This window comes from Terriglobia bacterium, from assembly GCA_020072565.1.
Lineage (GTDB): Bacteria > Acidobacteriota > UBA6911 > UBA6911 > UBA6911 > JAFNAG01.
On sequence record JAIQGI010000054.1, the window covers coordinates 1 to 12,746 of the forward strand.

General features: G+C 57.8%; 16 protein-coding genes. 4 read left to right on the top strand and 12 right to left on the bottom strand.

From position 1 onward, the window contains the following. Positions 1 to 31 precede the first annotated feature (31 nt). Positions 32 to 247, bottom strand: coding sequence for a hypothetical protein (locus tag LAP85_24225; GenBank protein ID MBZ5499518.1), 216 nt, complete (start codon positions 245 to 247; stop codon positions 32 to 34). Positions 248 to 331: 84 nt separating this feature from the next. Here LAP85_24225 and LAP85_24230 point away from each other — a divergent pair, with 84 nt between their 5' ends. Continuing rightward, positions 332 to 490 carry a hypothetical protein gene (locus tag LAP85_24230; GenBank protein MBZ5499519.1) on the top strand — a complete coding sequence of 53 codons (159 nt, stop codon included), beginning with the start codon at positions 332 to 334 and terminating at the stop codon, positions 488 to 490. On the opposite strand, the gene LAP85_24235 is transcribed toward LAP85_24230, so the two are convergent. Further along, positions 487 to 1,257, bottom strand: a complete 771-nt coding sequence (locus tag LAP85_24235) for a hypothetical protein (protein MBZ5499520.1) — start codon at positions 1,255 to 1,257, stop codon at positions 487 to 489. The genes LAP85_24230 and LAP85_24235 overlap by 4 nt on opposite strands. 202 nt (positions 1,258 to 1,459) lie before the next feature. Here LAP85_24235 and bamD point away from each other — a divergent pair, with 202 nt between their 5' ends. Beyond that, positions 1,460 to 2,389 carry an outer membrane protein assembly factor BamD gene (gene bamD / locus LAP85_24240; GenBank protein MBZ5499521.1) on the top strand — a complete coding sequence of 310 codons (930 nt, stop codon included), beginning with the start codon at positions 1,460 to 1,462 and terminating at the stop codon, positions 2,387 to 2,389. A gap of 49 nt (positions 2,390 to 2,438) precedes the next feature. On the opposite strand, the gene LAP85_24245 is transcribed toward bamD, so the two are convergent. The 10 genes from LAP85_24245 to LAP85_24290 form a co-directional block, all read right to left on the bottom strand. Beyond that, entirely contained in the window at positions 2,439 to 2,852 is a 414-nt protein-coding gene (locus tag LAP85_24245) for a hypothetical protein (GenBank protein ID MBZ5499522.1), read from the bottom strand. 71 nt (positions 2,853 to 2,923) lie between these two features. Next, complete coding sequence (locus LAP85_24250) at positions 2,924 to 3,616, bottom strand: hypothetical protein (GenBank protein ID MBZ5499523.1); 693 nt, start codon at positions 3,614 to 3,616, stop codon at positions 2,924 to 2,926. 260 nt (positions 3,617 to 3,876) lie between these two features. Continuing rightward, complete coding sequence (locus LAP85_24255) at positions 3,877 to 4,269, bottom strand: minor capsid protein (protein ID MBZ5499524.1); 393 nt, start codon at positions 4,267 to 4,269, stop codon at positions 3,877 to 3,879. 12 nt (positions 4,270 to 4,281) lie between these two features. Beyond that, positions 4,282 to 4,734, bottom strand: a complete 453-nt coding sequence (locus LAP85_24260) for a hypothetical protein (protein MBZ5499525.1) — start codon at positions 4,732 to 4,734, stop codon at positions 4,282 to 4,284. Beyond that, positions 4,727 to 5,089 (bottom strand): hypothetical protein, encoded by a 363-nt coding sequence (locus LAP85_24265; GenBank protein MBZ5499526.1) that lies wholly within the window; start codon positions 5,087 to 5,089, stop codon positions 4,727 to 4,729. The genes LAP85_24260 and LAP85_24265 overlap by 8 nt, the downstream gene beginning before the upstream one ends. Positions 5,090 to 5,091: 2 nt before the next feature. Beyond that, positions 5,092 to 5,643: a hypothetical protein gene (locus LAP85_24270; protein ID MBZ5499527.1), complete on the bottom strand. Its 552-nt coding sequence runs from the start codon at positions 5,641 to 5,643 to the stop codon at positions 5,092 to 5,094. Positions 5,644 to 5,739: 96 nt separating this feature from the next. Then, positions 5,740 to 6,135 (bottom strand): hypothetical protein, encoded by a 396-nt coding sequence (locus LAP85_24275; protein MBZ5499528.1) that lies wholly within the window; start codon positions 6,133 to 6,135, stop codon positions 5,740 to 5,742. 60 nt (positions 6,136 to 6,195) lie between these two features. Then, positions 6,196 to 7,395, bottom strand: a complete 1,200-nt coding sequence (locus LAP85_24280) for a hypothetical protein (GenBank protein ID MBZ5499529.1) — start codon at positions 7,393 to 7,395, stop codon at positions 6,196 to 6,198. Positions 7,396 to 7,515: 120 nt separating this feature from the next. Then, a complete protein-coding gene (locus LAP85_24285) occupies positions 7,516 to 8,313 on the bottom strand; it encodes a hypothetical protein (GenBank protein MBZ5499530.1) in 798 nt (265 codons plus the stop codon). Between the two features lie 129 nt (positions 8,314 to 8,442). After that, complete coding sequence (locus LAP85_24290; GenBank protein MBZ5499531.1) at positions 8,443 to 9,411, bottom strand: hypothetical protein; 969 nt, start codon at positions 9,409 to 9,411, stop codon at positions 8,443 to 8,445. 188 nt (positions 9,412 to 9,599) lie between these two features. Between LAP85_24290 and LAP85_24295 the strand changes: the two genes are divergently transcribed. Beyond that, positions 9,600 to 9,935 carry a PadR family transcriptional regulator gene (locus tag LAP85_24295; protein ID MBZ5499532.1) on the top strand — a complete coding sequence of 112 codons (336 nt, stop codon included), beginning with the start codon at positions 9,600 to 9,602 and terminating at the stop codon, positions 9,933 to 9,935. 102 nt (positions 9,936 to 10,037) lie between these two features. After that, positions 10,038 to 12,641, top strand: a complete 2,604-nt coding sequence (locus tag LAP85_24300) for an ABC transporter permease (protein MBZ5499533.1) — start codon at positions 10,038 to 10,040, stop codon at positions 12,639 to 12,641. Positions 12,642 to 12,746 lie beyond the last annotated feature (105 nt).

Genomic DNA, 12,746 nt, shown 5'->3' on the forward strand with positions numbered 1-12,746 from the left:
GCGTGAATTGGATGGTGGAACCCGGCATGGATCACCTGATAAAGACCGCTGCGAGCCGCGCGGCGATTATGTTGGCTTGAAGTTCGGCCACATGGACTTGCCGCTCATACTGCACGGATTCCAGCGCCGTTATCTGATCAGGAGAAAGGTCGAAAAGGTCCACTTTTGGCAGAAGCCCGATCTCCCAGTTTGAATGGAGATCCAAGGCGTCGCGCACCAACTCGACATTCTTGGTCGCCTCAAACACCGCTTCAACGTCCCTCTTCGGATACGGGTTCTCTTTCAGACCACACTGCAGGCAGCACCGAGGGTCTTTTTTGAGCAGACCGCAATGACGGAGGTGCGGAGTTTCGTGCCGGATTTCATCCTGGGCTTTCGGGTCGCCGAGGAGCGGGAAGAGGTCGGCAAAACACTCCTCCCGCCCGCACTTGGCATCATCGCGCAACAGCCGATAGCCGCGAAGGCTCTTACCGAGAACCTTCGCGACTAGCCGTTTTTTACTGCCACGCGGCTGAAGACGCGGTTAATGAAGAACAGCTTGTCGCTCAGTTGCAGCTTGGGAAGCCATGCATTCTTGTTGGCTTCCGTACAAGGTTGATCGCCGATCAGGTAGCCGCCCAGGCCTGTGAGCAGCGAGTCCGCGAGCTGTTCAATCGTGTCCCAGTTGATGCGCACGATTTGCCGGCGGCCCTTCGTGACTTGTTTGCCGGCGCGCTTGTGGCGGATCCGATCTTCTTCCGTAACCCGGCGGTGCTTGAAACTCACCGGTATGGCCGTCACGGCGTCAAGTTCCGGCACATAAAGCGGCCGTTTTGCCTTCACTTCCTGCTCTACGCTTCCGAGCACCAGCTTCAACTTGCCCGTGCCCTCCTCACCAGCCACTATCAGATTGCCGTAGCCTTCCGTATAGACGCGGGCTTTGATCTGCGGATTGGCATCCAGCCAGGCGAGCATCTCTTCCTTTGTGGCCTCGCCCTCAATGCCCTGGATGCCGCGGAAGTGCTTCGTGACAAATGCCCTCACGCCGACATCATCACCGGCTTCCAGTTCTGTTTCATCCGGCATGTCGGAGGCCTTGGTCTTGGGCATCAGGTCGTCAAGGAATGCCTTGACCTCATGCGCGCCGGTCTGCGCGTCCATGGCGAAGTAGCCCATAACATCCTGGCCGCCCTGCTCAAACTGCAGCGGGAAGATCACCTCGTCTCCCGAAAGCTCGTAGAACACTCCATCCTGCTTGATAACTGCGACGTTTCCCACGTGAAACTCCTAAGATCAAAAGCCCGGAGGATCTCCCCGAACCCATTTCTGGTTGCAAGTGCTGAAACTAAAACAGCCTGCGCCGGGCATGAGCCTGCCCGCCGTTCAATGCCATCCCCCGCGGGGTGCGATTTAAAATGCAACTGGCGTGGACTGCCTGCCGTAAGAAGAAGGGGTGCAATTATCAAGGGAGAGCCACACCGTGACTTTGAGAACACGTATTGTTCTCCTCATCCTGGGCCTGGTCGCCACTGCTTCTTTCATTCTTCTTCCCGGCATCTCCAATAGTCCCATCAGCCTCTGGGCCTCCCGCAAGAGCACCATCACCACAAGGTCAGCATCAGCCGCAAAGTCACCATTAGCCGCAAGCTCAACTTTGAGCAGGGTATCTGCCCTCTCGTCGAGCTCGGAGTCACATGACGTTCTGTCCGGTGCACCCTGGACCATTCTCCGGAGAACCGCCCCAAACCAGCGCACCCATGATCCCAACGCGACTTCGATTTTGATGCCGTTCTGGCAGCGGCTTTTGGACGAGTCTTCACCCCAAGCCCGTGAGCTGTTCGAAACTGGGTTGGCTTATTTGCGAAGCGGCAAATATGGCGAAGCCAGGCTTTCCTTCCAAACTCTCGTTCGAGCTTATTCTGGCGATAAAGCGGAACCTCTGGGTTATTGGGCGATCGCGCTTAGCCATTATAGAGAGGGCGGAGACGAAAACCTCCTCCTTGCATTGGATGATTTCAGGAATTACTTGCTCTTCTTCCCTAACGACCCGAACCTGCAAGAACTTGCAGAAGCCGCGCAAATAGACACGACGGTTATCTATCGTGAACTGATGGATTCTTCCCTGACCGAGGAGACGAAGCTAGGTGCGACCAGGACAAGCCTTCAAGCGCTAACGCAGTTTCTAAATGGATATCCCAACAGCCCAAGTTCTGACTTGGCAAAAACTCAGGTGGCACAAATTAAGCAGTTTCTGCCAGCCGGCAGTGCGCCGACCATCGTCCTTAGGATGATGCGTGTCTTTCCAAACTCGACGCAGGGCGCCCCGATTGAGCAATATTTGGTAAGCGGGCAGGTAAACACGTCGGTTATAGCAATCAAGATCGTCACTCAAAACCAAAACCAAAAGTAAAGGTCCTTCGCCTCCGAGCCCAACCTCCTGAAATATCAGTAGCGTTCCCTTAGTTCGTGCTTCTCGTAATCGGCGTGTTGATGCCGATGTTGATCGTCAGCTCCTCGGCAGTGCCGACCGCACCGGAAATCAACGGGATCTGGCCCATGAAGCCTGAGAAGGAAAACTCCGGGTTATCTACGGCTTTGACTGCACGTTTGCGCCGCATGATGAACGGAACGAGTTGGCCGCGGGTATTCCACAAAAGTTCGTCCACGCTGCCTGCGCCGTAATTCTTGAACATCTTCGCGCTCGCCGTGGGCTTCTCCAGGCCAGGCACATAGACGTGGCAGCTGTCGCCGCTCGCCGTCGACTCGATCTCATCGAGGGCGAAGTTGAGCTGGATCTCCGATACCTGATCGGAGATGTCATTCCCGTCCACACTGAGGAACGGATCTTTGATGACTTCGACCACAGCGGTCATTGGAAACTCCTCCAAAAATGAAAAAAGCCCGGATCTCTCCAGGCCTCGTTAATGGTCCACTCCTCACCGTTCTATGCGATACCAGCCACCACGAACACCGTGCTCGGACCGACTGCCGTTATGACTGCACGCCATTGAGCGCCGGCAATAGGGCCGTCTACTACCCTGTAAAGCGATCCCGGGCCTGCTGTCTGCTCAAACGTGATCTTGTCGGCGCCGTCAATCTGAATGGAACCGCTCGCACTGCCGTCAAAGACATGCAGGGCAGCATACATCTTCGATCCAGCAGGAACCGCCCCGAGGTTATATGCCGTTCCTTGATGCGCGCCATCGGCGAGCGTTGCCTTCGCCATGAGAATCGTGCCGCGAATCACTGCGCCGCCCGCCTGGCTCATATTGAAGTCAAAGCTCGGCAATTCTCCCACGGCCATACGCGGCGCATAGCTCGAACCCCACGCCTTCGTGAAGTAGGCGATCTCTCCCGCCAGGCCGCCCTTCTGCGTTACAGAAACGGGAACGCCGGCCTTGCCCAGCCGCGCCGCCAGCGTCTCATCCACAAGCCCCTCGCCGAAGCTGACGAATCCCTTCTGATTCAATGTCACCTTGGACAGCCCCGGAGCGTTGACATGCGCACTATCCGGGAACGTGGTGCATTCCTTCATGTCAAATTCCAGAGTGAGGTTTACCTCGTTCTCGTCTCCACTCAGGTCCACGCCGCCCAGGTACACCTTGCGGTCCTTGATGATGTTGACAATCGCTGTCATCCCGCCCTCCTAGAAAATAGTCCCGCAAGACCTGCATGCCTCTCTGCCGTCCGACGTTGGAACGTGAAACTCAGGCTTCGACCCGCACTTGGGGCATACCTTTGGCAGTTCAATCCCCGGATCTTCCTCCTGTTGGTGTTTCAGGGCGGCCCGAAGCGAGTGAATCTCGGCCACCAGGGCTTGCGCAGAGGCAGCGGCCGCCTCCGCCGAGGCTTCGAGCGCTCGTAGATGTGCCGCTGTCAGACTCGTGTGACCTCTCGTCATAATGTGGTGCGTTCCTTTAAGACCTCGAAGTTGCAGGCAAAGACCGTGCGGCCCTGCTCGTCCCGCCGCAACACAAACGGCTCATCCAGCGCGGCGATCCATACGTAGCGCGTATCGTTCAAGGTTTGGTCCGCCAGGCCGTCGAGTAGTTGCTTGATCCCTTCGATCTTCAGACGGCCGGCCTCGTAGTCTGAATCCCGGACCTCGATCTGGAATCTGGGCTGCTCCGCCGCGACCCCCCCGGACGTTCTGATCGGCGCCTGACCGCGATATTCAAAAACTGCAATTGCCGCATCCGGCATCTCTGGAAGATCCGATTTGAACAAGTCTTCGCCCTCTGTGCCGTAATCGTTTTCGGCCAGATACCCACAGATGTCATCAAGCAGCATTGGTGGTCTCTCTTACCTTGGGAAGTTTTTCTGAACTTCGATCTCGATCTCTTCTGCTATCGTGCCATCGAGTTTCGGCCATGCCTCGTTGATCGGGTCTTCGAGAAACTTCGCCTTTCCGGACGGATGCTTGGCCGCAAGGTTTTCGTGGACATGTTCTGCATATCCCACCTGCTCCGGCGGCTGTCTTCCTGAGTGAATCCCGACGTGGGTCCCGCTCCCCGCCGGGCCGCCGTACCCTCCGACGATGGTGACCACGCTGCCCGCAATGACCGGCTTCTGGACGTGCCCCGTTGATTTCAAGGCTCCCGTATCAACCGGACATTCCTTTTTCGACTGAGTCATTACCTCTTCGTACCAGCCATAGGCGCCGCGCGCTACCGCCTCGGCCTGCCCGCGCTCGAGCTTCTGCAGGCCAGTGATGGCCTGAGTCAGGCCGACAAACTCGCCTTTGAACTCAATCACGTCTCTCTCCGAACCAAACCTCAACAGCATATGGTTGCCCATCGCTATCGAGAGTCGCCTGAACATCGACAATGGGAAGCCGTGAGCCATCAGGCAAGGTGAATACGTCCGTTGGTTTGACCGTCACGTTTTCCGGGATGATGATCTGGGTGCGGCTGACAAGCTCGGTGCCATCCGCCAGTCTTCGGCGCCGCTCACGATTGACAATCAGCGCCTTCCTGGCCACGGGATCGTTGTACTCAGGCTTCCCGTACCCCGATCTTCCTTTGAGGGTCTGATGCTGCACGGTGGCGAGCAAACCCTGGACGGTCCGCTTCGCCGTAGCTACAAAATCATGGATGAGTTTTGAGTTCATCGTCAGGCTCGCACCAGATTGATCATGCCGCTTGACCCGTACTTGCGCTCTCCCCAGAGGGAGATCATCTCGTACACGGCCTCGGGAATGACGCGGCGCTTCGGAGAATTGTTTTGGTTAAAGCCGACCTTGACCGGACCAACGGAAACGTCGCCCAAGCCCTCGGTCGATAGCTCGGCAGTCCGATCATTTGCAATCAGGTACATCGCGAGCTCCGCCTGCGCGTCCTTCAGCGCCTGGGGGATCTCGCTGTCAGAGAGAAGGCGGCCAACTCCGTCATAAAGGCCGCTGTCTATCGGATCGCCGTCGTACATGCCGATGCGAGGCCACTGAAGCGCCTGATTTTCTGGGTCGGTCGGGTAGCCTTCCCACGCGATCTGCCTGTCGAGCAGCCGGGCCGCCCAAAGTAACGCCTTGGTCTTTGTCTCGGGCGTCGCTGCATCCCAATCGTTCGTATGCAGCCGGGTCTCGTGATAGGCATTCGCCTCATCAAGCGAACAGTACGAGTTTGAGTCCGACCCGCCAGGAGTCGCTTTAATTTCCGGGATCGCCACGTCTCACCTCAGTAGGTGCTGATCACCTTGGCGCCACGCTTTATGCGGCGCTTGTCTTGCCTGGTCGGATTCGGTTCAACCTCGATGCCGCCGACTTTATAGGCCAGACGGATCAAGAGTCTTGCCAGATGCATCCTGATTCTCGTCGTGCGGGAGAGCTTCACCGCCATGTTCATTCTCGGGTTTGATGTCGGTTTGATCGCCTTCACTCAGGTTTGCCCCTTTCCGTTTTTTCGCTGCCCTTGCTGCTGCTTTGGCTGTTTTTCTGGCAATGGACTCCACCGCCCCCTCAAGCCCAGGAATCGGCGGGGTCTCTGGCCGTTGGCCGTCCTTTGCCGGCTCTTCTTCAGCCTGCTCTGGTTCTTTGGCAGTCCCGGGTTTCTTGTCGCGGTCCTCCCAGCGCACATAGCGCGGGTCCTTCCCAATGTCCCTCTCGTCCAGCAATAGAAACTCGCCGGGCTTCTTCCAGTTCACAATCTCTATCAGGGCCATGAGCCTCCTAAAATGAAAGTGGGGCCGCACGGAGCAACCCCACCATCAACAGCAGATAAACTACGCGGCGTCGCGCAGACGAACGCCCATGTTGCAATTGAGCACCTTCATCCCATACAGGACATCGAGCGCGACCTTGATCGTGCTGTCGTCGCCTTCGTACCAGATTCGGGAACGGAGCGCCAAGCCGGTAATCGGGTCGGTGATCGTGGAAATGCGCGCGCCCAGGTTGTTGCCGGCCTCGGTCAACGGAGCCATCGCGAGCGCAATCGCATTGCGGTGGAAACCGATACTCTCGCTGAAGTTGCCCACGATGACCTTCACCACTTGTGCATTGGTAACGGCCAACTGCAAACCGGGCTCAATCTTCAACGTAATCGCACCGGCATTGGCGGTCGCATCCTCGGTTATCACATACTTCTGGGTGTGACCCGTGATCTCCAAGACATCGCCAACCTTGACCGTGCCGGCGGCGGTCAGACCGTCTACGTTGATGGTCTTCGTGCCTGCAGCATATCCAGGGGCATTGGCAATCGCGCCATCGGGATCGGCACAAGCACCGCCGGTGTGGGTATTGACGTTCTGGTTCGCGAACACCTCGAACCCGAACTTCTGGCCCAGGGTCCCGCGCATCTGGGTCTGAACGCCGGCATCACCGGCGCCGGATGCCTGAGAAAACGCAGCCAAGTTCAAGAACTCGCCCTCCAGCGTCCCGTTGAGCATCATGTGCAGGTCGTCCATCGGCACCTTGTTGTTGAAGAGCACCGTCCTAGACGCAGTGATATCGGCAACGGCAGCCGGTCCAGTCGCGACCACATAGAACGGGAATAGCTTGTACAGCGCGGCCAACTTCTGATCGATGTCGTCCGCCAGCGCGTAAGCCGCGGGCCGGATGTGATCGTTGATGATCTTCTCGGTCGTGAAGGTCAACTCCTTGTCGGTCAAAGCGAACTTCACTTCACGCCAGAAGTTCAAAGCGATCTGCACCTCGCCCGTCTTGATGTCCTGTGCGGTGGACGGAGCGTCCTGAGCGGCGAACGTGCTCGGGATGGAAATGGAAATAACAGAACCCTTCTGCTGAGGGCTTTTGTCATAGCCGCGATAGACACGGCCGGCCATCCCCAGGGCCTTTTCCAGGGCGATCAAGCCTTCCTGGGCGTAAAACAGGGGATCGTATACGGAAAGAACGTTACCCATTGCTACTTGCTCCTCGAATGTGATGTGCTTCTCTTCACGGCACACCGATCCCCGGTGCTTCATCACCAGGACCATCCCGGTCCTCGGTTTCCAGAAGCGCGGCCGTATCTGTGAAGCGATTGAAACGATGAAGGCCCGCAACGTGCGGGCCTTCAGTGGATTGTCACTCTCTTGCTTGAAAGACTAATCTGCGATCTCGAACGGCAGCCCGGCCTTTTCGGCCTGCGCCTTCGCATTGCGGTACTTCTGTGGGTCTTTCGCCTCCTCGCGGCTCAGTCGAACCACTTTGGCGTTGCTCGTGCCACCCGAGCTCGGCGGTGTCCCCGCTCCTGCGGACATCTTGAAGAGGTGCGGCGCATCCTGCTGCAAGCCGTTCACCCACTCATCGATCGAGATCGGCTTGTTCGGATCCTTGCCGTAAATCACCTGGTCGCCCTTCATCGCTGTCGGGGTCTTGTCCTTCAACGTCCAGGTCTTCTGACCGCGCAGCACCACATCCTCTACGGCATGCTCCAGAACGCCAGCTTTCATAGCCGCGGCGCGAATCGAGTTGTCGATCAGCACCTCGGCCATGGTCTGGTTGGCGGTCTTCAGATCCTTCTTCAGGTCGAGGATCGTTTTGTTGAAAGCGACGATCTGATTCTCATAATCGGCCTTCATCCGCTCGGTCCGGAGCTTCAGCAGATCCTCCACCTTCCCGGCATCGAGCAGCTGTTTATCCTCGAGCTCCTGGAGCTTCTTCTGGGCCTCTTTCGCCTTGTCGGGGTCGATGTCCTTAAACTTGTCGATGGTTTCCTGCAACTGCTTCTTGGCGGTCTTCAGCTCGTCCCGAACTGCCGTCAAGGCATTCTTGAGGCCACTAACATCCTCAACCCCTTCTGCGTCGAGTACGAACTTCCCGTCCTTCTCGACGTAATACTCACGCAATGCCTCCGGCAGTGCGTCATGTTCCTCCTTTGAGAGGATCGCCTTCAAAGCCATCCGCAACATTCTCCTAAAATGGAAACGCCCGAAGTCTGGCACCCGGTCAAATCTCGGGCGTTTCTGTTCCTCATGTGCCGCCCACCGGAACCCGTCCGATGGGGCGTTCGCAGTTTCAATCAGAAATCTCTACGCGACCTTCTTCATGATGGACAACCTGAGTCCACGCACCTTCCTGACCAGTCCTTCGCTGCATCGGCAGTTTGGATGCAAGGTCGGTCGGGCAACTCCGTTTGGATAGATGCCGTTGATGTCCCGCCGCATAGTCTCCATCGCCCGGCAACGCGGACACAGCCGGTCGTCATGCGCCACGATCCAGCAGACTTCCCATCCCTCAAGCCGAAGCAGGCCGTCGCTGACAGCCTGACTCCAGAGTGCCCCCTGGCCGGCATTCGAAGCGTCAATCGTGAGCGTCCTGGCAATCCCTTGGGCTCGCTCGCGGATCAGCCGATCCCTGTAATTCGCAACCAGCTTGTCAATTCGGTTCTGCGTTAATCCCTGCCGCGCGATGACATTCGCTGACCGGGCCATCCCGCCGCGCCCGATCTTGTAAAGCGCCGTCTTACTCAAATCGGCAGCTCCGCGTCCGGCAAGGTCCTCGAAATACTGCCGGTATCGGTCAACGGTCTCCCACTGGTTCGCGGTCAGCCCGACAATGTCCCGGATCTGCCGCGCCATGTCATATGGATGCACCCCTTCGGAAAACGCCTTGAACAGCGCATCCCGGATCGCGTTCTCGCTCTCAGCCCGGATCTTCAGGATCGGATTCAGCGTCGCCTCGCGGATGAAGTCGAAAACCTCCGGGTTCGTCACATTTAGCGATGCCGTGATCCCGCCAGGCAGTGCTGCAACCTCGGCTCCCCCCTCTGCCACATCGCGAATAGTGCCGGCAATATCGGCCTGAAACCGCTTCTCGAACTCTTGGAGCGGGATCGCATTCAGCACTCCCGCCATATCCCGCCGGCGAATCGCCGCTTCGATTCTGGAGATCGCCGTCGCGTCCTTGATCTGCTGAATCGTCTGCAGGAAGGCTCTGGCAATCTCGGGCTCCATCTTTTTCGCGATGCGCTGAATGCCCTGAATGTTATGGATTGGCATTTGGCACCTGTATGAGCGCAATGTCGAATGGATCGTCCAAAGCTCTCTGCCCAATAGTGGTCTTAGAAACGTTAACCTTGGTGATCCCTCGATTCGGCGCTTGTCTTGATTCCCAGCCAATTGGAATCCACTTGACATTCTAATGGAGTGTCATTATCTTCCATCAGACATTCTAATGGAGGTACAGTATGGGCTCACAGAGGTCCGACCTGCTTCAGGGTACGCTTGACCTTCTCGTGCTCAAAACCCTCGACAGCATCGGTCCGATGCACGGCTATGCGATTGCGCGCCGCCTTCAGCAGGCATCGCATGACTTCCTCCAAGTGAACCAGGGCTCACTTTACCCTGCGTTGCTGCGTCTTGGGAGGCGCGGATGGGTCACCTCGAAGTGGGGAGTGACCGAGAACAATCGCAAGGCCAAATATTACTCGGTAACGAAGGCCGGGAAAAAGCAGCTGCAGCGGGAAGCTGAATGCTGGGATCGCATGGCGTCCGTCATTTATAAGGTACTTCAGGGCACGTAGCATGGCGCGGTGGCGAATCCCAATTTTCTCTTTGGGACTTCGTACGATGGATCGCATTCTGAAATCAGGTGCCACTCGATCCGCCATGAGACAGGAGTTGATATGACATCGAAACTCAGATCGTTGAAGGCTGCCATCGCGGGCCTGTTTAAGAGAAAGCTCGAGTCTGAGATCGACCAAGAACTGCAATTCCATGTCGACCAACTGGCCGAGGACAATGTGCGCGCGGGAATGAGTAGAGACGAGGCAAGGCGGCAGGCTCTGGTCGCGATCGGCGGCATAGAGCAGACCAAGGAGGAGTGTCGTGATGCGATTGGTATCCGACTCTTGTGTGATCTCGCCCAAGACCTGCACTACGGATTTCGCCAGTTGGGGCGCTCCCGGGGCTTCACCGCCGTCGTTGTCGCGACCCTGGCGCTCGGAATTGGTGCCAACACCGCAGTGTTCAGCGCGCTTGATGCCGTTCTGCTCAGCCCATTACCGTTCCCCGATCAGGATCGACTGGTGTTCATATATGGTTTCGCACTGACAACGGCGAATTTCGAACAATGGAAGCAGGCAAGCCACAGCTATGATCGCTTTGCGGCGGTATCGATTGGACCCGCCCAATGGATCGGCGAGGACGAACCGGCGCGCGTAGCGACGGCCGACGTCTCGGTGGATTTCCTGCCGCTACTCGGCGTAAGGCCGGTGGCAGGACGCTGGTTCGCCCCGGACGATTTCCTGCCCGACGCGGACGCCTCAGTGATCGTCAGCGAAAGGTTTTGGCGCAGCAAGTTGGGCGGAAGCCCCAATATCGCCGGCCAGCGTGTGAATCTCGACGGCAGGAGTTGTGCGGTAATCGGTGTGATGCCTGCGCGTACCCCTCTACCTTTTCCTGATCGCGATTTCTGGCTGCCCCTGCGTGCCGGCAGCCGGGCTCGCGGCGTCTATGCCTTGGCGCGGCTTCGATCGGGAACGGATGCCGAATCGGCACGCAGCGAGGCTCTGGCTTTATCCATGAATTTGGCTCCTCCCGGCCGCATTCCCAAGGGCCATACTCCGATTCAGGTTGTACCGTTGCTTGACATGCTAGTTGGCGACACGCGCACCGTGCTTCTTGTTTTAGCCGTCGCCGTCGGCTTTGTGTATCTGATTGCGTGCGCCAATGTTGCGAATCTTATGCTGGCCCGCACTACAGCTCGCAATATGGAAATCTCGATACGAAGGGCACTCGGTGCAAGCCGGAGCCGGCTGTTTCGCCAACTGAGCACCGAAGCCCTGTTGCTTGCCGCGTTGGGCGCTGGAATCGGGCTGGCCGCATCGAAATGGTTTCTGGATATCATGACGCTCCTGCTGCCATATCGTGTGCCACGCATCGAGCAGGCAGGCGTAAATCTCCCTGTACTTGTTTTTGCAGCTTCGCTCGCGTTTCTTGCCGCCTTAGCTTTCGGTCTTGTACCCACATTTCAGGGGGGAAGGTCCAGTTTGCAGGCGACGCTGCGCGAGACGAGCCTGGGACTGACAGATACGCGTCGGAGGAGGACCCTTCGCGGCGTGCTGGTTGTTGCCGAGATTTCGATAGCTCTCGTTTTGCTTATCGGCGCAGGACTCCTGATCGAGACGTTTTTGCGCTTGCGGCCTGCCAACCCTGGATTCAATCCGCGCGACAAATTGGTGTTGGATGTTCGACTTGGTTCGAACCGCTATCCGTCTGCGTCACAGAAGCTGGCGTTCGTCTCCTCGGCATTGGACCGCTTGCGCGCGCTGCCGGGAGTGCTCGGTGTGGGTGCAGCCTCGGATCTGCCGTTTTCAGGGTCCACCTGGCTCGCTGACATCACAATCGATGGGCAAAAGGTCGCGGGAACCAGCGTGGGCACATTGGTGTTTTGCAGGGTGATTACGCCTGGTTTCCTTCGCTTGTTGGAGATACCCCTGGCAGCCGGAAGGGAGTTCAATGAGAACGATGCCAGCCACGCGCCAGGCGTGGCTGTCGTGAACCAAGCGTTTGTACGGCGTTTCTTCCAAACCAATGAGCGCGCAGTTCTCGACCGTAGGATTACAGTGGATGTTGGCGACGGCCGAAACGTGGAATTCTCCCTGATCGGCGTAGCGCACGACGCGCGTATGTTCGGGAATTCGTCGGCTGCGCGCCCAGAATTATATCTCCCGCTCGCTCAGGCCGGCTCCGCGACGCTCAGTTTCGTTATTCACACCGATGCTCCAATGGAGAAGGCACCAATACTGAAACAAGCGCTGCGCGGAGACGACAGGCAACTCCTGATCATCACTGTACAGAGCATGGAGGAATTGCTCGACTCCTCAGTCTCCTACCCGCGGTTCAATGCAGCACTCCTGGGCACCTTGGCCGCTCTCGCTCTCTTGCTGGCTCTCATCGGCACCTATGGCGTCCTCAGCTACACAGCCGGATTGCGGGTCAGGGAAATAGGAATCCGGCTTGCCCTTGGAGCGCACCGGATGCAAGTCGTCTGGCTCGTTCTGCGGCAGGGCCTTGTTCTTGCCGGTATCGGGATCTTTCTCGGCGCCGTAGGTGCCTGGGGCTTGACCCGCTACCTAGCCAGTCTTCTGACCGAAGTAAAGCCCACGGATGGGACAACATTCGCCATTGCTATCGCGGCCTGGATGTTTGTGGCCGCGCTTGCCTGCCTAGTGCCGGCAGCCCGCGCCGCCCGTGTAGACCCTTTGCGCACGCTACGCTCGGAGTAACCGAGCGGAGGATAGAGAATCCGTTCCTCGCCACAAGGGATGACTGCAGCTGAGGACAGACCCTCAATTACTCCTTGTGCCCTTAAACGGAAGGTGCCAGACCCA

Coding starts and splice junctions, on each gene's coding strand:
- LAP85_24280 (MBZ5499529.1), bottom strand. CDS start 7,395: ATGAAGCACCGGGGATCGGTGTGCCGTGAAGAGAAGCACATCACATTC.
- LAP85_24300 (MBZ5499533.1), top strand. CDS start 10,038: ATGACATCGAAACTCAGATCGTTGAAGGCTGCCATCGCGGGCCTGTTT.
- LAP85_24250 (MBZ5499523.1), bottom strand. CDS start 3,616: ATGACAGCGATTGTCAACATCATCAAGGACCGCAAGGTGTACCTGGGC.
- LAP85_24265 (MBZ5499526.1), bottom strand. CDS start 5,089: ATGAACTCAAAACTCATCCATGATTTTGTAGCTACGGCGAAGCGGACC.
- LAP85_24255 (MBZ5499524.1), bottom strand. CDS start 4,269: ATGCTGCTTGATGACATCTGTGGGTATCTGGCCGAAAACGATTACGGC.
- LAP85_24290 (MBZ5499531.1), bottom strand. CDS start 9,411: ATGCCAATCCATAACATTCAGGGCATTCAGCGCATCGCGAAAAAGATG.
- LAP85_24285 (MBZ5499530.1), bottom strand. CDS start 8,313: ATGGCTTTGAAGGCGATCCTCTCAAAGGAGGAACATGACGCACTGCCG.
- LAP85_24295 (MBZ5499532.1), top strand. CDS start 9,600: ATGGGCTCACAGAGGTCCGACCTGCTTCAGGGTACGCTTGACCTTCTC.
- LAP85_24245 (MBZ5499522.1), bottom strand. CDS start 2,852: ATGACCGCTGTGGTCGAAGTCATCAAAGATCCGTTCCTCAGTGTGGAC.
- LAP85_24230 (MBZ5499519.1), top strand. CDS start 332: ATGACGGAGGTGCGGAGTTTCGTGCCGGATTTCATCCTGGGCTTTCGG.
- LAP85_24275 (MBZ5499528.1), bottom strand. CDS start 6,135: ATGGCCCTGATAGAGATTGTGAACTGGAAGAAGCCCGGCGAGTTTCTA.